The 20802-nt window shown below is 62.4% G+C and carries 18 protein-coding genes; 17 read left to right on the forward strand and 1 reads right to left on the reverse strand.

Annotated features, from left to right (window positions below; genetic code table 11):
- Position 1: 1 nt before the first annotated feature.
- The 13 genes from waaC to AC07R1_RS24000 all read left to right on the forward strand — a co-directional run bounded on the left by waaC (position 2) and on the right by AC07R1_RS24000 (position 13827).
- Positions 2–1063: a lipopolysaccharide heptosyltransferase I gene (gene waaC, locus AC07R1_RS23940; RefSeq protein WP_011058885.1), complete on the forward strand. Its 1062-nt coding sequence runs from the start codon at positions 2–4 to the stop codon at positions 1061–1063.
- Positions 1063–2187: a glycosyltransferase family 4 protein gene (locus tag AC07R1_RS23945; protein ID WP_495110992.1), complete on the forward strand. Its 1125-nt coding sequence runs from the start codon at positions 1063–1065 to the stop codon at positions 2185–2187. Before waaC ends, AC07R1_RS23945 begins: the two co-directional genes overlap by 1 nt.
- Positions 2184–2990: a lipopolysaccharide core heptose(I) kinase RfaP gene (rfaP, locus tag AC07R1_RS23950; RefSeq protein WP_011058887.1), complete on the forward strand. Its 807-nt coding sequence runs from the start codon at positions 2184–2186 to the stop codon at positions 2988–2990. The genes AC07R1_RS23945 and rfaP overlap by 4 nt, the downstream gene beginning before the upstream one ends.
- On the forward strand, positions 2990–3724 hold the full coding sequence (locus AC07R1_RS23955; RefSeq protein ID WP_011058888.1) for a lipopolysaccharide kinase InaA family protein: 735 nt from the start codon (positions 2990–2992) through the stop codon (positions 3722–3724). Before rfaP ends, AC07R1_RS23955 begins: the two co-directional genes overlap by 1 nt.
- Positions 3721–4473, forward strand: a complete 753-nt coding sequence (locus AC07R1_RS23960; protein ID WP_041115408.1) for a lipopolysaccharide kinase InaA family protein — start codon at positions 3721–3723, stop codon at positions 4471–4473. The genes AC07R1_RS23955 and AC07R1_RS23960 overlap by 4 nt, the downstream gene beginning before the upstream one ends.
- Positions 4473–5927, forward strand: a complete 1455-nt coding sequence (locus AC07R1_RS23965) for a lipopolysaccharide kinase InaA family protein (protein ID WP_495110993.1) — start codon at positions 4473–4475, stop codon at positions 5925–5927. The genes AC07R1_RS23960 and AC07R1_RS23965 overlap by 1 nt, the downstream gene beginning before the upstream one ends.
- Positions 5928–6126: 199 nt before the next feature.
- The gene (locus tag AC07R1_RS23970) at positions 6127–7884 is read left to right on the forward strand and encodes a carbamoyltransferase family protein (protein ID WP_015633912.1); all 1758 of its coding nucleotides are present in this window, start codon (positions 6127–6129) and stop codon (positions 7882–7884) included.
- On the forward strand, positions 7868–8998 hold the full coding sequence (locus AC07R1_RS23975) for a glycosyltransferase (protein ID WP_495110994.1): 1131 nt from the start codon (positions 7868–7870) through the stop codon (positions 8996–8998). Before AC07R1_RS23970 ends, AC07R1_RS23975 begins: the two co-directional genes overlap by 17 nt.
- Entirely contained in the window at positions 8998–9894 is an 897-nt protein-coding gene (locus AC07R1_RS23980; protein WP_236203963.1) for an antimicrobial resistance protein Mig-14, read from the forward strand. Before AC07R1_RS23975 ends, AC07R1_RS23980 begins: the two co-directional genes overlap by 1 nt.
- Positions 9895–9902: 8 nt before the next feature.
- A complete protein-coding gene (locus AC07R1_RS23985; RefSeq protein WP_495110995.1) occupies positions 9903–11315 on the forward strand; it encodes a PIG-L deacetylase family protein in 1413 nt (470 codons plus the stop codon).
- A gap of 54 nt (positions 11316–11369) precedes the next feature.
- On the forward strand, positions 11370–11789 hold the full coding sequence (locus AC07R1_RS23990; RefSeq protein WP_342403424.1) for a hypothetical protein: 420 nt from the start codon (positions 11370–11372) through the stop codon (positions 11787–11789).
- Between the two features lie 2 nt (positions 11790–11791).
- Complete coding sequence (locus AC07R1_RS23995) at positions 11792–12943, forward strand: glycosyltransferase (protein WP_495110996.1); 1152 nt, start codon at positions 11792–11794, stop codon at positions 12941–12943.
- Complete coding sequence (locus AC07R1_RS24000; RefSeq protein ID WP_495110997.1) at positions 12943–13827, forward strand: glycosyltransferase; 885 nt, start codon at positions 12943–12945, stop codon at positions 13825–13827. Before AC07R1_RS23995 ends, AC07R1_RS24000 begins: the two co-directional genes overlap by 1 nt.
- An 88-nt stretch (positions 13828–13915) precedes the next feature.
- Here the strand turns inward: AC07R1_RS24000 and AC07R1_RS24005 are convergent, their stop codons facing one another.
- Positions 13916–15772 carry an O-antigen ligase family protein gene (locus tag AC07R1_RS24005; protein WP_495110998.1) on the reverse strand — a complete coding sequence of 619 codons (1857 nt, stop codon included), beginning with the start codon at positions 15770–15772 and terminating at the stop codon, positions 13916–13918.
- A gap of 156 nt (positions 15773–15928) precedes the next feature.
- On the opposite strand from AC07R1_RS24005, the gene msbA reads away from it, so the two are divergent.
- From msbA to hldE, 4 genes are all read left to right on the forward strand, one after another.
- Complete coding sequence (msbA, locus tag AC07R1_RS24010; RefSeq protein ID WP_125062452.1) at positions 15929–17734, forward strand: lipid A export permease/ATP-binding protein MsbA; 1806 nt, start codon at positions 15929–15931, stop codon at positions 17732–17734.
- 187 nt (positions 17735–17921) lie between these two features.
- Positions 17922–18626 (forward strand): sulfotransferase family 2 domain-containing protein, encoded by a 705-nt coding sequence (locus tag AC07R1_RS24015; RefSeq protein ID WP_015633918.1) that lies wholly within the window; start codon positions 17922–17924, stop codon positions 18624–18626.
- Positions 18619–19230, forward strand: coding sequence for an adenylyl-sulfate kinase (cysC, locus tag AC07R1_RS24020; protein ID WP_011058902.1), 612 nt, complete (start codon positions 18619–18621; stop codon positions 19228–19230). Before AC07R1_RS24015 ends, cysC begins: the two co-directional genes overlap by 8 nt.
- A 102-nt stretch (positions 19231–19332) precedes the next feature.
- A complete protein-coding gene (hldE, locus tag AC07R1_RS24025; protein ID WP_011058903.1) occupies positions 19333–20766 on the forward strand; it encodes a bifunctional D-glycero-beta-D-manno-heptose-7-phosphate kinase/D-glycero-beta-D-manno-heptose 1-phosphate adenylyltransferase HldE in 1434 nt (477 codons plus the stop codon).
- Positions 20767–20802: the final 36 nt, after the last annotated feature.

Genomic DNA, 20802 nt, shown 5'->3' on the forward strand with positions numbered 1-20802 from the left:
GTTGCGGGTACTGTTGATCAAGACGTCCTCCCTGGGTGATGTGATCCATGCATTGCCGGCCCTTACCGATGCTGCGCGGGCGATCCCCGGGATCAAGTTCGACTGGGTGGTGGAAGAGGGCTTTGCCGAAATTCCCACCTGGCATCCGGCGGTAGGCAAGGTGATACCGGTGGCGATCCGTCGCTGGCGCAAGAACATCTGGCAGACCATCAAGAGTGGCGAGTGGCGGCGCTTCAAGCAGAGCGTGCGCTCGACCAAGTACGACCTGGTGATCGATGCCCAAGGCCTGCTCAAGAGTGCCTGGCTGACCCGTTACGTGCGTGCCCCGGTGGCTGGGCTGGACAAGAACTCGGCCCGCGAGCCTCTGGCTTCACGCTTCTATTCCCGGCGCCTGGCGGTGGCCCGTGGGCAGCACGCGGTGGAGCGCGTGCGCCAACTGTTCGCCGTGGCCCTGGGCTACGACCTGCCCCAGGGCCTGGGCGACTATGGCCTGAACGTCGAAAAACTCGTGGAGTTGCCGCGCAAGAAGCCCTTCGTGCTGTTCCTGCATGGCACCACCTGGGACACCAAGCACTGGCCCGAGGCCTACTGGCGCGAGCTGACCGAACGCATGGGCATGCTCGGCGTCGAGGTCAAGTTGCCCTGGGGCAACCCCGCGGAAAAGGCTCGCGCCGAGCGCATCGCCAGCGGCCTGAAAAACGCCACGGTGCTGCCGAAGCTGAACCTGGCCGGGGTCGCCAAGGTGCTGGCCGATGCCCAGGCCTGCGTGGCCGTGGACACCGGGCTGGGCCACCTCGCCGCGGCACTGGATGTACCGACCATCTCACTGTTCGGGCCGACCAACCCGGGGCTGACCGGCGCCTATGGCCGGGTGCAAATCCACCTGGGCAGCAACTTCCCGTGCGCGCCGTGCCTGCAGAAGAAATGCACCTATCAGCCCACCGCTGTGGACCAGCAGCGTTATGACCTCAAACGCGAGTGGCCGCTGTGCTTCACTCGCCTGAATCCCGAGCGTGTCGCCAGCCGACTGAGCACCCTGTTACTGGCTGAGGAGCCGCGCTGATGCAATTGGCTTTTGTCCTTTATAAGTATTTCCCCTTCGGCGGCCTGCAGCGCGATTTCATGCGCATCGCCCTGGAGTGCCAGCGGCGCGGGCATCAGATCCGTGTCTACACCCTGATCTGGGAAGGCGATGTCCCTCCCGGTTTCGAAGTGCTGGTGGCGCCGGTCAAGGCGCTGTTCAACCATCGTCGCAATGAAAAGCTCTGCGCCTGGATGGAGGCCGACCTGGCCAAGCGCCCGGTGGACCGGCTGGTGGGTTTCAACAAGATGCCGGGGCTGGACGTGTACTACGCCGCCGATGGCTGTTTCGAGGACAAGGCACAGAACCTGCGGCACTCCCTGTACCGGCGCTGGGGCCGTTACCGGCACTTTGCCGAGTACGAGCGCGCGGTGTTCGCCAAGGACGCCAAGACCGAGATCCTGATGATCTCCGAGGTCCAGCAGCCGCTGTTCATCAAGCACTACGACACCCCGCTGGAGCGCTTCCATCTGCTGCCGCCGGGGATCGCCCAGGACCGCCGGGCACCGGCCAACGCCGCCGAGATCCGGGCGGATTTTCGTCGCGAATTCAAGCTCAAGGATGACGACCTGCTGCTGGTGCAGATCGGTTCCGGGTTCAAGACCAAGGGTGTGGACCGCAGCCTCAAGGCCCTGGCGGCATTGCCCTCGGCGCTGAAAAAACGCACCCGGCTGTTTGTAATCGGCCAGGACGACCCCAAGGTATTCCAGGTGCAAAGTGCTGCGCTGGGGTTGAGCGACCAGGTGCAGTTCATGAAGGGCCGCAGCGATATCCCGCGGTTCCTGCTGGGCGCCGACCTGCTGATTCACCCGGCCTACAACGAAAACACCGGCACCGTATTGCTGGAGGCCCTGGTGGCCGGCCTGCCGGTGCTGGTCAGCGCGGTCTGCGGTTATGCCCATTACATTGCCGAGGCCCAGAGCGGCCTGGTGCTGGATGAGCCGCTGGAACAGGCGCAGCTCAATCAATACCTCACCACCATGTTGACCGACGACGCTGCACGCGCGACCTGGAGCCGAAATGGCCTGGCGTTCGCCGAGACGGCCGACCTTTACAGCATGCCGCAGCACGCTGCGGATGTGATTCTGGCGGAGCAACACCGATGAAGTTGATGCTTGCCGAACCCTTCAAGAGCCTCTGGGCCGGACGCGATGCGTTCGACGCTGTCGAGGGCCTGAAGGGCCAGGTCTACCGTGAGTTGGAAGCGCGCCGTACCTTGCGTACGGAAGTCGACGGCCGCGGTTATTTCGTGAAGATCCATCGTGGGATCGGCTGGGGCGAGATCGTCAAGAACCTGGTCACCGCCAAACTGCCGGTGCTCGGCGCCGGCCAGGAATGGCGCGCCCTGGAGCGCCTGCATCAGGTGGGCGTGCCCACCATGACCGCCGTGGCCTACGGCGAGCGTGGGGCCAATCCGGCAGACCAGCATTCGTTCATCGTCACCGAGGAACTGGCGCCGACCGTCAGCCTCGAAGATTTCAGCATCGGCTGGGTCAAGCAGCCGCCGGCGCCTGCGCTCAAGCGCGCGCTGATCGCCGAAGTAGCGCGCATGACCGGCATGATGCATCGCGCCGGGGTCAACCACCGCGACTGCTATATCTGCCACTTCCTGCTGCACACCGATCGGCCTGTCACTCCCGAAGGGCTCAAGCTCTCGGTGATCGACCTGCACCGGGCCCAGACCCGGCCGAAGATCACTCAGCGCTGGCGCAACAAGGATCTGGCGGCGCTGTATTTCTCGGCCCTGGATATCGGCCTGACGCGCCGCGACAAGCTGCGCTTTCTCAAGGGCTACTTCCAGCAGCCGTTGCGGCAGATTCTGGCCGAGGAGGCCGCACTGCTGGCCTGGCTCGAAGGCAAGGCGGAAAAGCTCTACGCCCGCAAGCAACGGTACGGAGATGCACTCTGATGGCGAGCTGGAACCTGGACCCGGCCTATCAGGCGTTGGCGGAGGATTTCGGCAGTCTGGAAGCGGTGTTTGCCCTGCAGGGCGAGCACCTGACCCGGGATCCGTTGTCCGAAGTCATCCGCGTCGAGCGTGGTGGCGTCAACTATTACGTCAAGCGCTATACCGGTGCCGGCAAGAATCTGCGGCGCTACCTGGGCAAGCCCCGGGTCAAGTTCGAGTGGCAGAACCTCAAGCGCTTCGCCAAATGGGGCATTCCCACCGCCGATGTGGTGGCCTGGGGCCTGGAGCGTCGCTGCCTGGCCTATTCCAGGGGGGCGATGATCACCCGGGAGCTGCCACGTACCGAGGATCTCTCGGTGCTGGCTGAACGCAACGACCCGCGTCTGCAGGACCGTCGTTGGGTGGATGGCGTCAGCCGTCAGTTGGCCGCTTACACCCGGGTCATGCATGACCACCGCTTTACCCACAATGATTTGAAGTGGCGCAACCTGCTGGTCGACGACCAGGACCGGTTGTACCTGATCGATTGCCCGAACGGCGATTTCTGGCGTGGTTTCTGGCTCAAGTACCGGATCACCAAGGACCTGGCCTGTCTGGATAAGGTGGCCAAATACCATCTGTCGGCCACCCAGCGCCTGCGTTTCTACCTGCAATACCGTCAGCGTGATCACTTGAGTGCCGCCGACAAGGAGCGTATTCGCCACGTGGTGAGATTTTTCGAGGGGCGTGAATGACTGATTTTCTGGCGTCCGAGGAGCGTGCGCTGCTGGAGCGCAATGGCCTCGGCACTTTCGACCAGCTGTGGGCCACTCAATTGGAAGCGGTGGATGAACCCAATACCGGTCGTGGCGGCAGCAGCAGTGTGTTTCGCCTGGATGTGGAAGGGCAGGGGTTCTACCTCAAGCGCCAGACCAACTACCTGACCCGGACCCTGCACCGGCCCTTTGGCGAGCCGAGTTTCGCCCGTGAATTTCGCAATATCCGCCGCTACCAGCAGTTGGGCATTCCGGCCTTGCAAGCGGTGTTCTTCGGGATGCGCAAGGTCGATGGCGAGTCCCGGGCGATCCTGGTGACCCGGGCCCTGGATGGCTGGGATGACCTGGATGCGCTGCTGTTGCAGTGGGACCGGCTCAGCGAGCATCAGCGGCAGGCGGTGCTCCAGGCTTGCGGGCAACTGGCCCGGCAGCTGCACGGCTTGCGCCAGGTGCATGGCTGTTTCTATCCCAAGCATATTTTCCTGCGGGCCGAGGGCGATGGGTATCAGGCGCAGTTGATCGACCTGGAAAAGACCCGGCCCCTGCTGTTTGGCCAGCGTGATCGGGTCAAGGATCTGGAACCCTTGCTGCGCCGGGCTGCGGTGTGGAGCAGCGATGAGGTGCGCAGCCTGCTGGCGGCCTATGTGGGCCAGCCTCAGGACAGCTCCCTGGTGGATGCCTGGGTGGCGCGGCTCAGTGCTCGGCGCAGCCACAAGGGGGCACGCTGATGCGCCTGTCCGAACTGAAGAACAGCGGGCGCAGCCCGACGCTGCCCTTGAGCCTTGAATTGGCGGACGCCGCCGGCCCGGCACAGTTGCAGTTGCTGAGCCTGCTGCGGGTGCTGCCGGGGCAGCGTTACGTGGGGGCCGGGGTCTGGCGCGGGCGTCCGGTGCTGGCCAAGCTGCTGGTGGGCTCCAAGGCCGCTCGGCATTTCCAGCGAGAATTGCAGGGTGTGCGCCTGCTGGCAGAACAAGGGCTGACGACGCCCTTGCTGCTGGCGGACGGTTTGCAGGAAGGCGAGGGCGGCTGGCTGCTGTTCGAGTTACTGCAGGGTGCACAAAGCCTGGGCGACGCCTGGAAGCAGGTGGAAGCTCTGCCGGTGCTGGCCGACGAGCAGACCGAGGTACTGGCCGAGGCCCTCGGGGCTATCGGCCAGTTGCACGCCAAGGGCCTGTGGCAATCGGACCTGCACCTGGACAATCTGCTGCGCCACGACAACCGGCTGTATTTGATCGATGGGGCGGGGATCTGTGTCGAAGAGGCGGGCAAGCCCCTGTCGCGGCAGAAGGTCCTGGAGAACCTCGGGGTCTTCTTCGCCCAGTTGCCCAAGAGCCTGGAGCCGTTCACCGAAGAGCTGCTGGTGCACTACCTGTTGAGCAACGCCGAGCATGCCTTGCCCCTGGAAGCCCTGCAGAAGCAGGTGAACAAGGTCCGGGGCTGGCGCCTGCGGGACTTTCTCAACAAGGTCGGCCGCGAGTGCACGCTGTTCAGCGTGCAGCGCGGCCCGTTCGCCTTGCGCGCGATCCGCCGTGAGGAAGAGGCGGCGATGCTGCCGGTGCTGGAGCAGGCCGACGCCCTGCTGGATCAGGGCCATCTGTACAAGACCGGTGGTGCGGCCAGTGTTGGGCGGGTCGAGGTTGCGGGCCGGCCGCTGGTGATCAAGCGCTACAACATCAAGGGCTTTGCTCACTGGCTCAAGCGCTTCTGGCGCCCGAGCCGGGCCTGGCATTCCTGGCGCGAAGGCAATCGCCTGGCGTTCCTGGGCATTGCCACGCCCAAGCCTCTGGCCTTGCTGGAGCGGCGTTTCCTGTGGCTGCGGCGCAGCGCCTACCTGGTGACCGAGCATCTGCCAGGGCCGGACATCATCGAGCGCTTTGCACCCTTCGTGGACAGCGGGCAAGCCCCGGAGCCGGAATTGCTGGCGCTGGACCAGCTGTTTGCCGAGCTGATCAAGGAGCGCATCAGCCATGGCGACTTCAAGGGCCATAACCTGTTCTGGCAAGAGGGTCGCTGGGCGCTGATAGACCTCGATTCCATGTGCCAGCACTCCAGCCTGAGCAGCTTTGCCCCGGCTTATGCCCGTGATCGCGCGCGATTCATGCGCAATTGGCCGCAAGACAGCAATTTGTATCAAGTGATTGACCAGCGCCTGCCCAAGACGGCCCAGGGCACCGAGGCCTGACCTGCGACCCATGGCCGCTGCCTGCGCCGCGGCCACGGCGCGCGGCGGGTGCCAACCCATGCTTGGCGCTCGCCGCTAGAGGCTTGCACCTGCTTTTACGTTATAATCCCGCCCTTTCGTTGTTTCTCGCCCCTTGCGAGCACACTTCATTTTCAAGGCGCATCGCGCCCGCATGCAGACTAAACGAGGCTAGACCCCTGTGGCATTGACGATTCTTGGCCTGTCCGGCGCCCTTAGCCATGATCCTTCAGCGGCCCTGTATATCGACGGCAAGCTGATTGCCGCCGCTGAAGAAGAGCGTTTCGTGCGTGACAAACATGCAAAGAACCGCATGCCCTACGAGTCGGCGAAATTCTGCCTGGAGCAGGCCGGGATCAAGCCTTCCGACGTTGACGTAGTCGCGATTCCGTTTGCCCCGATCAGCCTGTTCGGCAAGGCTCGCTGGCACTACGCCAAGCGCTACTGGTACGCCCCGGACCGCGCCCTGGACGCGATCCTGATGGGCAACCGTCGCTACAAGCGCTACCGCAATAAGATCGTCTGGTGCCTGGAGCAACTGGGCTTCGACCCGAAAAAGGTCAAGATCGAGCCGGTGGAGCACCACCTGGCCCACGCCTCCAGTGCCTACCACTGCTCGGGCTTCAAGGAGAAGACCGCGATCCTCGGGATCGACGGCAAGGGTGAGTACGCTACCACCTTCTTCGGCTACGGCGAAAACGGCAAGATCCACAAGATCAAGGAATTCTTCGACCCGGACTCCCTGGGCGGCCTCTATGGCGCGATCACCGAGTTCCTCGGCTTCGAGATGCTCGACGGCGAGTTCAAGGTCATGGGCATGGCGCCGTACGGCGATGCCAGCAAATACGATTTCTCGCGCCTGGCCAGTTTTGAAAACGGCGAGCTGGTGATCAACACCGATTACGCCAACGTCATCGGCCTGCGTCGCTACAAAGAGAAGGGCAAGGGTTTCTACTTCTCGCCAAAACTCATCGAGTGGCTGGGTCCCAAGCGCGAAGGCGACATCGCCGACGAGCCGTACATCCACTACGCGGCGAGCATGCAGGCGCTGTTCGAGAAGCTGGCCCTGCAGATGATCGACCATTACCTGGGCGACATCCTCAAGGAAACCGGCAAGCTGGCCTTCGCCGGCGGCTGTGCGCTGAACGTCAAGCTGAACCAGAAGATCATTGCCCGTCCCGAGGTCAAGGAGCTGTTCGTGCAGCCGGCTTCCGGCGACGCCGGTACCGCCGTTGGTGCGGCGGCTTACGTTTCCCATGCCCGTGGGGTGCCGGTAGAGAAGATGGAGCATGTCTATCTCGGCCCGTCCTACAGCAACGAAGACGTGATCGCGGCCTGTGCCCGCCACCCGAACAAGCCAGCCTGGCGGCAGATCGACAACACCCCGGAGCGTATCGCCAAGATCATGGTGGATGGCAACCCGGTGGCCTGGTTCCAGGGCCGCATGGAGTTCGGTCCGCGTGCCCTGGGCGGCCGTTCGATCATCGGTTGCCCGAGCGCCACTGGCGTGGCCGACCGGATCAACGAACAGATCAAGTTCCGCGAGCGCTGGAGGCCTTTCTGCCCGTCGATGCTCGACACCGTCGGCCCGCAGATGATCAAGGTCGATCACCCGGCGCCGTTCATGACCTTCACCTTCGAAGTGGCTGAAGAGTGGAAGACCCGGGTGCCGGAAGTGGTCCACGAGGACGGCACGTCCCGGGCTCAGGTGCTCAAGCGCGAATACAACCCGCGCTACTACGACATGATGAAGGCCCTGGAAGTACTGACCGGCAACGGCGTGTCGCTGAACACCTCGTTGAACCGCCGTGGCGAACCGATGATCTGTTCGCCCACCGATGCCCTGAACATGTTCTACGGGTCCGACCTGCAGTACCTGATCATGGAAGACATTCTGGTGGTCAAAGACGGCGTGGACCCTTATGACACGCTCGGCTGAACGCCATGTGCTGCAGTTCTGCCACGGCTATGACGGGCCGTTCCTGGACTGTGCCCGGCAATACGCCAACCTGTTCGCGGGCAGCGGCTATCGAGTGACCACGGTGTTTCTCACCGGGGCCGCCGATGCCGATGTCGCCGCGGGCTGCGCGTCTGATGAAGTGCTGTTCATGGAATACAGCTCCAAGGCCATCCGCGGCCTGAAGCTGGGCGCCATCCGCGACCTGCGCAAGATCGCCGCGTCACGCAATTTCAGCTTCTGCATCGCTCACCGCTTCAAGCCGATCTATATCGCCTTGCTGGGTACCGGCTTGCCGGTGATCGGTGTCCATCATGCGTTTTCCGATTACAAGCGCGGCAGCCGCAAGCTCTTCGCCCAACTGTTCCGTAAGCGCCTGAGCCTGCTCGGGGTGTCCGATGCGGTGCGTGACGACATGCGTGCCTGCCTGCCGAAATGGCCGGCGCAGCGCATTCAGACCCTGTACAACCGTATCGACCTTGAGGCACTGCAGGCCGAGCAACTGAACGCTGCCCAGGCGCGCAGCGAGCTGGGCCTGTCCGTTGATGCCTGGATTGTCGGCAACGTCGGGCGCCTGCATCCGGACAAGGACCAGGCCACCTTGCTGCGTGGCTTTGCCGCGGCTTTGCCGCAATTGCCGCCGCACAGCCAACTGGCGATTCTCGGAACCGGGCGTCTGGAAAAAGACCTGAAGTCCCTGGCCCGCGAGCTGGGGATTGCCGATCGCGTGCTATTCCTCGGGCAGGTGCCTCAGGCCCGACGCTATTTCCGCGCCTTCGATGTGTTTGCCTTGAGCTCCGACCACGAGCCTTTTGGCATGGTCCTGCTGGAGGCCATGGCCGCCGGCGTGCCGCTGCTGGCCACCGCCTGTGGCGGTGCCCGGGAAGTGGTCGAGGGAGTGGGCATCCTGTTCCCCCTGGGCGACGTTGAACATATGGCCCAGGGGCTTCAGCATCTGGCCGCGATGGACGATCACCAGCGCCGGGTCTGTGCCGAGCTGATGCTCGATCGCCTGCGCGAGCGCTTCTCCGACCGTGCTGTACGCGACGTATTCTGGCGTTTGCCGCAAGTCACCGATCTGACCGCGAGGGGCTGATGCTCAATCGATTTCAAGGCTGGCGCGAACGTGGCTGGTCAGTCATTGACGCATCGACCTACGCCGATGCCTGGCAGCGGTTCGGTGGCAGTGTGGCAACCCATCCCCTGGTGGTGGAGCAGTTGGCGGACCTGGCGCAGATCCCGGTGCGCTACCTGGCCTGGGAGCGCAACGGCCAATTGCAGGCGGCCATTGCCACCTGGGGGCGCGACCTGGCACTGTCCAAGGACGTGCTCAAGCGGGCCGGCAAGAAGGGCCTGTTCGATATCGGCAATGCCGAGCTGATCCTGCCCGCCGCTGCCGATGCTCAGGCGGTGTTGCGTCATCGTGGGCGTTACCTGTCCGTATTGAACGAGGGGCGCGTGACCGGCCTCAAGCCCCAGGCTGAACAGCTGGCCATGGCCAGGACGCCGGAAGAGCTGTCGAAGAAGTTTCGTTACAACCAGCGTCGTGAGCTGCGCCTGCTGGAAGAGGCGGGCGGGGTTGTGCGCCCGGTCAGTGATTTCAGCAGCCCCGAGCTGGCGGCGATCTACTGCGACCTGTTCCAGCGCCGCTGGGGCTTTGCCGCCACCGGTGCCGAGCGTATGGCCGAGGTGCTGGAGCGCCTGCGCGAGCTGCTGATCGGTTCGGTGATCTTCCTCAACGGCGCGCCGATTGCCGTGCAACTGATCTACCGGGTCGAAGCGCCGGAGTGGATCAGCGTCGAGTACGTGAACGGTGGGGTAGACCCCGAGACCCGTGAGTTCAGCCCCGGCAGCGTGCTGAGTTTTCTCAACACCCAGAGTGCCTGGGAACAGGCCCGTGCCCTGAACAAGCCACTGCGTTTCTCCTTCGGGCGTGCCGACCGTGAATACAAGGACCGTTGGTGCAACCCTGTGCCGGTTTTCCAGGTGTGAGTCAGCCCATGAGTCGCAAGCAACAACTGCTCAAGCGCCACCGGCGCAATAAACGAATCGCTCTGTTGATCGGGCTGGTGCTGCTATTGGTGGTCGGCATCCTGGTGGCCTGGTGGGCGCCGGTATTGCTGGCGGTATTGGCCTGGCTGGCCCATGAAGCCTGGTTTGCCGATCATCTGTTCTATTCGCCCAAGGATGATTACTGCTACGACTTCGGCAGCGATGCCCAGCAGGCCGCTGTGCGCCTTGAAGCGGGTCACCTGTTGCTGGAGGCGCCGCTGGCGCTGGCCGGGAATGAAACCCTGGTTCTGGGCGTGCACGTCAAGAGTTCATGGCTGGGACGTTTTCTCGACCCGGCTGTTGAGGTGTTGGGCGGTCCGCTTGCCGACCGTCAGGTGTTCGAGCGCGGGGTCAATGGCCTGCGCTACCTCAACCTCAGCGGCCTGGCCAGTTCCCTGGTCAGTGGCGAGCTGAGGTTGCGCGGGCGCTTCTGTCGGCTCCGCATCCAGCCGCAACTGATGTTCTGGCGGGATCCCGACTACCGGCGCCAGCGGGTGATGGTGATCGCTCCCCATGCCGACGATGCCGAGTTGGCAGCCTTCGGTCTGTACAGCCAGGCCGACGAGGCCTGGATCGTGACCCTCACCGCAGGCGAAATCGAGGCTGAGCATTACCAGGCCATGGGCATGAACCCGGCAGAGGCGGCGCGGATCAAGGGGCGCTTGCGGGCCTGGGACAGTATTACTGTGCCGCGCTGGGCCGGGGTGCCTGAATCCCATTGCGTGCAGTTGGGCTATTTCTGCCTGCAGCTGCCTGCCATGCAGGCCTCCCCTGAACAGCCGGTGGCTTCTCGCGAGGCGCAACTGAGCGATATCCGCTTGTTCCGCCAGTTCAATCCATTCCCGCTGCCCGCCGACCAGGACGGGTTGCCGACCTGGAACAATCTCCTGGCCGACCTGCGTGAGCTGCTGCTCAAGGCGCGCCCTGAAGTGATAGTGCTGCCGCACCCGACGCTGGACCCTCATCCCGACCACATCTGTGCTCGCGAGGCGGTCATGCAAGCCCTGGAAGGGCTGGCCTGGCAGCCGACCACTATCCTTGGCTATGCCAATCACCTGCATGACAACGACCGCTGGCCCATGGGGGATTCGGGCGCAGGCATTGCGTTGCCGCCGGTGTTCGAGTCGACGGCGGTGTTGCGCCCCTGGTGCTTGTCACTGTCCCAGGGCGAGCAGTATGACAAGGCCATGGCCTTGGGCATGATGCATGACCTGCAACCGAAAATGCCGTTCAAGCGACGCCTGCGCAGGTCGATACAGTGGCTTATGGCCAGTAGGGTGCCTTCGGCGCTGGGGGAGAATGAGTTCTTTCGCAAGGCGGTACGGCGACATGAATTGTTCTGGCTGTTAAGGCAGCAGTAAACCGGCATAAACGTAGGGGGCTGTTATGCCCCCTAACCTGACAGCGAGTCTTTTGTGATCAATCCACGTCCGCGAACCCTGTTCGTCATTGCCTACCTCGGTCGCTGGTCGTTCTGGATGCCCTTCTTTTTCGAAAGCTGTCAGCGCAATCCGGGTATCGACTGGTTGTTGTTCAAACTGGTGGGCAAGTTCAACCTATGGCGCCGCTGCAGGGCGTTCGCCGAGGTAGTCAGTACTCGGGATGGAGTCATCCAGCGGCATGGCGGCAATTATATTTTTTCGGCGAATTGGTTACGAAAAAACGGGCGTCCTACCAATAACGGTGATGGCGACCGCAGTTTCCCGTATTTCCACTTTGTATTCTGGATGCGCAATGAGTGGTCGCGCTTGCACAAGCCAGATACTCGGGCAGTCCTGGCCTTGCCCAGTGAGCCGTCCCGGATCATCGATGCCACAGGTTTTCACCGGGGATAGTTATGAGTCAGCGCTTTAAGGTCCTGCAGTTGCAGCCGGACTACAACGTCAAGTCCCACGACTTCGCCGACCTCGCCGAGCAGATCGTCAAGGCCTTGCCGGCTGAGCGTTACGAAGTCACTGCAGCGTTCCTGCGGGGGCGCCCCGGGCCGAACGATCCGGTGAGTCGCGCCGCGCATTCGGTGTATTTCGAGTTTTCCGACAAATCCCTCAAGGGCATGCGCCTGCGGGCCATGTGGCGGCTGTATCAGTTCTGCCGCAAGGAACAGTTCGATGTGGTGATCTGCAACCGTTTCAAGCCGGTGAACATGATGCTGACCCTCAACCGCTGGTTGAAGGTGCCGTTGTGCATCGGAATTTCCCACGGTTTCGGTGAGTACGACCGGCTTTACCGGCGCCGCCAGACCCAGCGTCTGATCGATCGGCATTGGCGCTTTGTCGGTGTGTCCCCGGCCGTCAAGCAGTACCTGCTCGATTGCCAATGCGGTTTCACCGACCAGAACACCTGGGCGATCACCAACGCCATCGACATTGAACAGGCAGAGGCCTTGCAGCATTCCCGCGAGCGCTCCCGGGAGTTGCTGGGGCTGGCCCCCGATGTGCGGCTGATTGGTGCCTTGGGCCGGCTGGTGCCGGTCAAGGGTCATACCTATCTGCTGCAGGCCTTTGCTCAACTCAAGGACAAGTACCCGCAAACTCAGTTGGCAATCATTGGTGCCGGTCGCGAGGAAGCCAATCTGTGCGCTGAAATCGAGCGCCTGGGGCTGCAGGGCCGGGCTCACCTGCTGGGTTTCAGGGAGAACGCCCTGCAATACGTGCGGGCCTTCGATATCTGGACCATGCCATCGCTGGCCGAGGGGCTGGGCCTGGCCTTGCTTGAAGGCATGAGCGGGCAGTTGCCGGTGATCGCCTCGAACGTGCCGGCCATGCTGCCCCTGATCGAGGGGGCTGGCGGCCTGGCCGTGGAGCCGGCCAATGTACCGGCGCTGGTCGCCGCGCTGGATGCCTATCTCGGGCTGTCCGACGAGGAACTGGCCGCCAAGGGCCAACAGGCCTATGCCTATCTGCAGAAAGAACACGATATCGAGGTGTTCCGCGAGGAGTACCGGCAATTGATCGACTCCGGCTTGAGTCAAGCGGGCAAGAGGCAGTAATGGCAGACCAGCAACCTGTGGTGACGGTGATTATCGCCTCCTACAACCACGCGCCCTACATTGAGCAAAGCATTCTCAGTGTGCTCAACCAGACCTATCCGAACATCGAGCTGCTGGTGGTGGATGACGGTTCCAGCGATGACAGTGTCGAGCGTATCCGGCGCCTGCAGGAGCAGCATGGCTTCGACTTCCGGGTCCAGCAGAATCAGGGCCTGACCAACACTCTCAATGGTGCCATTGCACGGTCCAGGGGCAGCCTGGTCGTGCCTTTCGGCTCCGACGACATCATGCTGCCCGAGCGCATTGCGACTCAGGTGGCCTACATGGATGGCAAGCCTGAGGTGGGGATCTGCGCGGGCAATATCGAGCTGATCGACAGCGACGGCAACCTGTTTCCCGAGAAGCGCCAGCGCCGTGACGTGCCGTTCCGGCGCCTGGACTTCGACGACATGTTCCTTGAGCGCAAGCCCTATCCACCGGCTCCGACCCTGATGATTCGTCGTGAGGCCCTGGAAAAGGTCGGCGGTTTCGATCCGAATATCCGTCTTGAAGACCTGCTGATCGAGCTGAAGATCACCCGGGCCGGTTATTTCATCGATGGCTTGAACGTGTTGATGGCGCGGTATCGCAAGCACGCCACCAACTCCTACAAGAACCACCGGTTCATGATCGACAACATCCTGCGTTCCTACGCCCTGTTCAGCGATCACCCGCTGTATGACGAGGTGCGCTACAAGCTCCTCAGTTCGATGTTCCTCAAGGTTTCCAATCGGGATCGCAAGCTGGCGCGCGAGTTGTTGGCACAGATCCCCTTCAAGGCCTGGAACAAGAAAACCTGGCGTGGATTGGCCCGCCTGTACTTTTCTCCTCTGGAAAAAGACTGAAGAACTACGGCGCTCTGGAAGGGCGGTACACCGCAAAAAAAGACAGCCCGAGAGGCTGTCTTTTTTTGCGTTCAATTCGGGCTATTGCCTAATGGGCGCCCTTGAGGCCCTTGGCTGGTGGTCGCAGCAGCAGGTTGGCCCGCTCGGTTGAAGTGCGCTGAGCGTAACCTTCCTGCAATGCCTTCAGGTGCTCCTGGAAAAGCCATTGGCTGTCTTCGGGATAGCGTTGCATGTGGCGCAGGTTGCGCTGGCGCAATGAGGTTCTCAGCGATGATGGGTAAACACGCAGGTCGGCGAGGTCGATCAGTCCAAACTGACGATTGTCCAGGACCAGCACATTCGCCAGATGCAAAGAGCGGAAGTACACGCCCTGTTCGTGCAGGGCGGCCATGAAGGTGCCAAAGCTCTTGATCAGGCTAGCGCGCGCCTGCGGCGAGTCCGCGGAGTGCAGGCACTGGCGCAGGGTTCGTCCAGGCAGTGGCTGGTAACGTACGGCGTTGCTGCCATCCGCGAGACGATACAAGCCCAGGATGCTTGGAGTAGTGATTCCTAGATCGCGTAGTTGCTCGCTGTTTGTGGCAAAGCGTTCCGAGTAGGGATTGAAACCGCCAGAGGTGTACCAGCGCCGCGGCCGGAACAGCTTGAAGAAGCTGCCATCCTCCAACTGCAGGACCTTGGGCCCGAGGCCATCGGATTCTATTACCTGGGCGTTGGCGGTGAGCTGCTCGGCGGCAGCTGGTGTGAGTACCTGGCAGGTCAGGACCGGTGTGCGCCTGGCTCGCTGGCTGATGCACAAGGCGGCAATCAGGGCCAGGGGAATCCACAGCAGGAACCAGTGCTCCTTGGGCCGGGAAAGAGTCCCTCCTCCCTCTGTCAGGCCGGCGCCGATACCGAACATGAGCCAGGTCGAGGCCAGGATGAACAGCGGAGCGCTTCGTAATTGCCAGCTCTTGAACAAGCCCCAGGCTTGCATGAACAGCCAGGGAAGCAAGCCGATGATGCCGACGTAGTACAGCACGCCCAATGCAAAATTATGAGGTTCTGCCAGGAGATAGCCAATGCCGACATCTACCACCAGGTCCGCGTTGTAACCGTGGCCGATCCATGGGTGGGCGGCAATGTAGTTGAGCATCAGTGCCCAGATCTCAAAGCGGTAGGAGTTGCCACGCTCGCCCAGCATTTGCGAGAACAGCAACAGCACGGTTGTCCCGCCAATCAGCATCGCCGCGAGCAGCAGCAACGAGCGGCGGTTCCAGCAGATAAAGCAGATCCAGGCAGCGGCCAGTGTCAAGGCCACTAGTGGAGTACGCGAGCCAGTCGCAATCACCGTGGCGAACATGATGCCCATGGCCGGGACACTGAGGAAAAGGACCCGCATGCGCTGGCAGGTCATGCTGAGCCAGAGCCAGTAGACCAGGAAGAACCCGAAGACGTGGGAGCTCAGCAGAGGGTTGTCGAAGGCGCCGCTGCCAATCATGCGTGTGCCGGGGGCATAGACCTTGCTGAACGCATACAGATTGAAGAGCGAGGCAAGGAGGGCCACGGTTGCCGCACAGAAGAGCAGCGGTTGCACAATGTCCCGGCGATAGCTGAGCAGCAGGCTGCAACCGGCAAAGAGCATGAGCAGGTGCAGGGGCGTCTTGAACTCGCCAGCCACGCTATCGACTGGCGGGCTCCAGGCCAGGCTGATCAGGGCCCAGCTGCAAAACAGCAGTACGGCGATGAAAATAGGCTCGCGCAGCAGGTTCTTGATTTCGCCGGGACGCATGCACAGCGCGATCAGCGTCGGGATGCTGAACAGTCCGTAGTACAGCTTGTGCAATCCACTGCGCCCCGGAAGGAAGAACATCGCACAGAGAAGCAGTAGATAACCGATCGGCAGAATCCACAGGCAAATGAAATCGAATACTCGATTGGCCGTGTTGTGAAGGGCATTGGGTTGCATGCTTGAACGTTCATCCCGGAAGTTAAGCTGGCAATCATAACGACTTATGGCTGGCGGTGTCGTTGGTCAGCTTAACAATCTCGGGCCTATGGGAGTGCCAGTACCGCGAACAAGCTGTGCTAAAGTCTGCCTCCTTTTTGACGACATTCGCGTGATATGACCGACTCCAGTCCTGACGCAAGCCCCTCGAGCTTGAAAATCTACTTCCGTCTGCTCGGCTATGTGCGGCCCTATATTGGTCTGTTTCTCATCAGCATCGTCGGGTTCCTGATCTTCGCTTCGACTCAGCCCATGCTCGGCTACATCCTCAAGTATTTCGTCGACGGCCTGTCCAACCCTCAGGCGGTGCTGTTTCCCGGTGTGCCTTATCTGCGCGACATGCAGTTGCTCCAAGCGGTGCCGCTGCTGATCGTGCTGATCGCTGCCTGGCAAGGCCTGGGCTCCTACCTGGGCAACTACTTCCTGGCCAAGGTATCCCTGGGGCTGGTGCACGATTTGCGGGTGCAACTGTTCAACAACCTGTTGACCCTGCCCAACCGTTACTTCGACAAGCACAACTCCGGGCACCTGATCTCGCGTATCACCTTCAACGTGACCATGGTCACGGGGGCGGCGACGGACGCGATCAAGGTGGTGATCCGCGAAGGCATGACCGTGATCTTCCTGTTCGCCTCGCTGTTGTGGATGAACTGGCGCCTGACCCTGGTGATGATCGCCATCCTGCCGCTGATCGCGGTCATGGTCCGCACCGCCAGCAAGAAATTCCGCAAGCAGAGCAAGAAGATCCAGGTGGCCATGGGTGATGTGACCCATGTTGCCTCGGAAACCATCCAGGGCTATCGCGTGGTTCGCAGCTTTGGCGGCGAGACCTATGAGCAGCAGCGTTTTCTTGCGGCCAGCCAGGGCAACACCGACAAGCAACTGCGCATGACCCGTACCGGCGCCATCTACACCCCACTGTTGCAACTGGTGATCTACAGCGCCATGGCGGTGCTGATGTTCCTGGTGCTGTATCTGCGCGGTGATGCTTCTGCCGGTGAAATGGTGGCCTATATCACCATGGCCGGTCTGCTGCCCAAGCCGATCCGCCAACTGTCCGAAGTCAGCTCAACGATCCAGAAAGGCGTGGCGGGTGCGGAGAGCATCTTCGAGCAGTTGGACGTCGAGCCTGAGGTCGATCGCGGCACTGTCGAGCGCGCCAGCATCAATGGGCACCTGGAAGTGCGCAACCTGAGTTTCACCTACCCGGGAACCGAACGGCAGGTGCTCGATGACATCAGCTTCAGTATCGAGCCCGGGAAAATGGTGGCGCTGGTGGGGCGTTCCGGCAGTGGCAAGTCGACCCTGGCCAACCTGATTCCGCGGTTCTACCACCACGACAAGGGCCAGATTCTTCTGGATGGCACCGAGGTCGAAGACTTCCGCCTGCTGAACCTGCGTCGGCATATTGCTCAGGTTACCCAGCACGTCACGCTGTTCAGTGACACCGTGGCCAACAACATTGCCTACGGTGACCTGGCCGGTGCGCCGCGTGAGGACATCGAGAAGGCCGCCGCCGATGCCTATGCCATGGACTTCATTGCCCAGTTGCCCGAAGGCCTGGATACCCAAGTAGGGGAGAACGGCGTACTGCTTTCAGGTGGCCAGCGCCAGCGCCTGGCGATTGCCCGGGCCTTGCTGAAGAACGCCCCGCTGCTGATTCTAGACGAGGCCACTTCGGCCCTGGACACCGAATCCGAGCGGCACATCCAGGCCGCCCTGGACAAGGTCATGAAGGGCCGCACCACCCTGGTGATTGCCCACCGCCTGTCGACCATCGAGAAAGCCGACCTGATCCTGGTCATGGACCAGGGGCGGATTGTCGAGCGCGGCAGCCATGCCCAGCTGCTGGCACAGAACGGCTACTACTCGCGGCTGCATGCCATGGGCCTGGAAGAGCCCGCGCCCAGCGGAATCGCCTGACCTGTTCCGGGGAGCGAGCTGGCTCGCTCCCCGGGGCCTTGGTGTGCAAGGCACCTTGGCATCATTTGTAGCCGCTTCCTTACAGTCTTGACCAAGCCTAAATAATTCTGCGTTTCCCGCTTGTTATGGTTCCCGCCTGAATCTTTGAACAGATCGAGGGGGCCATCCCTCTCGCGTGGGTAGCAGAATGTTGCAACGCTTTGTGTGGAAGTTATTACCCAAGACCCAGCGCAATTTCCTGCTTGGGCGCCTGTCGGTGGTGGATCGCCAAGTGGTGAACAAGTCCATGTCGGCCAATGTGCGCTTTCCTGATGCCTTCTCCCGGCACTCCTGCCTGTTCATTCATGTCCCCAAGTGCGCGGGCAGCAGCATCTGTTCGGCATTGTTCGACGGTTGGATGCCCGGGCACCTGCCGTTGTACTGGTACGAGCAGCAGTTTCCCCAGGCCTTTTCCAGCAGCTTCAAGTTTGCCTTCGTGCGCGATCCCCTGGAGCGCGCCTACTCGGCCTACGCTTTCCTGCGGGGCAATCGCCTCGGCCGACGGGACCAGGCAGCCCAGGCGCTGGTAGGGCATTACCGCGACTTCGATGACTTTATCGGCCGCTGGCTGCACCCGGAAACCATCCACAAGCAGATGCACTTTGCTGCCCAGAGCGATTTTCTCACCGACTCCCTAGGCCGACTGGCCCTGGATTTCGTCGGCTATCAGGAGCACCTGCAGCGAGATTTCCAACTGCTGTGCGAGCAGTTGCAGGTCCAGACCCGACTGCCCCATGTCAACAGCACCCAGCAGCGCCATAGCACCCCCGTCAGGGATATCTGTTCGGTACGCACCCGGCGCCTGGTGCGCCGGGTCTATCAACGCGACTACGAGATGCTCGGTTATGAATAAGCTTGCCTGTGTACCGCTGGAGCGCCCGCAAATCCGTCCCTACAGCCTGTCGTTGTCCACCGAGGCCCGGGCCGCCCTCAAGCAGCAGCAACCCTGCTGTCTTTGGCTGACCGGATTGTCGGGGGCCGGCAAGTCGACCCTGGCCAATCTGTTGGAGCTGCGGCTCAACGAGTTGGGTATGCACACCTTCGTCCTCGACGGCGACAACGTTCGCAGTGGCCTGTGCAGTGACCTGGGAATGGGGGCCGAGGCGCGCAAGGAGAATATCCGCCGCATGGCCGAGGTGGCACGGCTGATGGTGGACGCCGGCCTGCTGGTCATAGTGTCGGCGATCTCGCCGTTTCGCGCCGAGCGCGATGCCGCCCGCGCGCTGTTCGGCCCGGGGGAATTCATCGAGGTGTACGTCAGTACACCTTTTGACACCTGTGCCCGGCGTGACCCCAAAGGGTTGTACCAGGCTGCGCTGGAGGGGCGGATCAAGGACTTCACCGGGCTCGACAGCCCCTATGAAGCGCCGTTGCAGGCCGATTGCGAGATCGACACGGCGACCGTGGCACTGCCGGAGGCGATCCGCCGCCTGCTGCAACTGCTGCCCCGTAAATAAGCGGCAAGAATTCTTCGTCGGCCCCATTCAAGGCATAGAACTAGGCGGCGCCAACCCTGTGTTAATATCGCGCCCCTGTTCATTTTGTATGTGGGATGCTCCATGAAGTTGTCCATGCCGCGATTCGATCAAGCCCCCGTCTTGGTGGTCGGCGATGTCATGCTCGACCGTTACTGGCATGGTGGTACCTCACGGATTTCCCCTGAGGCGCCAGTGCCGGTGGTCAAGGTCGAGCAAATCGAGGATCGCCCCGGCGGTGCCGCCAACGTTGCCCTGAACATCGCTGCCCTCGGCGCGCCGGCCTCCCTGGTGGGCGTGACCGGCGACGATGAAGCCGCCGATAGCCTGGCCAACAGCCTGCAAGGCGCGGGCGTGCGTGCGCTGTTCCAGCGCATCAAGCACCAGCCGACCATCGTCAAGCTGCGGGTCATGAGCCGTCACCAGCAGTTGTTGCGTATCGATTTCGAAGAACCCTTCGCCACCGACGCCCTGGCCCTGGCGGCCGAGGTCGATGCCCTGCTCGACGGGATCAAGGTGCTGGTGTTGTCCGACTACGGCAAGGGCGCGCTGCGCAATCACCAGGTGCTGATCGCCGCTGCGCGGGCCCGGGGCATTCCGGTGCTGGCGGACCCCAAGGGCAAGGATTTCTCCATCTACCGCGGCGCCAGCCTGATCACGCCGAACCTCAGCGAGTTCGAGACCATCGTCGGCGGCTGCGCCGACGAGCACGAACTGGTGAGCAAGGGCGCGCAGTTGATGCATGACCTGGAGCTGGGGGCGCTGCTGGTGACCCGTGGCGAACATGGCATGACCCTGTTGCGCCCCGACCACCCGGCCATGCACTTGCCAGCCCGGGCCCGGGAAGTGTTCGACGTTACCGGTGCCGGGGATACGGTGATCTCCACCCTGGCGGCCGCCATTGCCGCCGGCGAAGAGCTGCCCCACGCAGTGGGCCTGGCCAATCTGGCGGCCGGCATCGTGGTTGGCAAGCTGGGTACCGCCGCCATCAGTGCTCCCGAACTGCGCCGGGCGATCCAGCGCGAGGAAGGCTCCGAGCGCGGGGTGCTGAGCCTCGACCAGTTGCTGCTGGCCATCGATGATGCCCGAGCCCACAACGAGAAGATCGTCTTCACCAACGGCTGCTTTGACATCCTGCACGCCGGGCACGTGACCTACCTGGAACAGGCGCGAGCCCAGGGCGACCGGTTGATCGTGGCGATCAACGATGACGCTTCGGTCAGCCGCCTCAAGGGCCCAGGCCGTCCGATCAACAGCGTCGACCGGCGCATGGCGGTGCTGGCGGGGCTGGGGGCGGTGGACTGGGTGATCAGTTTCCCCGAAGGCACCCCGGAAAACCTCCTGTCCCAGGTTCGGCCGGACGTGCTGGTAAAGGGCGGTGACTATTCCATCGACCAGGTTGTAGGTGCCGATATAGTCGGTGCCTATGGCGGCACCGTTAAGGTGCTGGGGCTGGTGGAAAACAGCTCGACCACGGCTATCGTCGAGAAGATCCGCAAGACCGACAAGGCCGAGTAACGGCCTTGCGGTCCGCAAAAAAGGCGCCTGTTGCAG

Source organism: Pseudomonas sp. GW821-FHT07F01 (assembly GCF_059418825.1).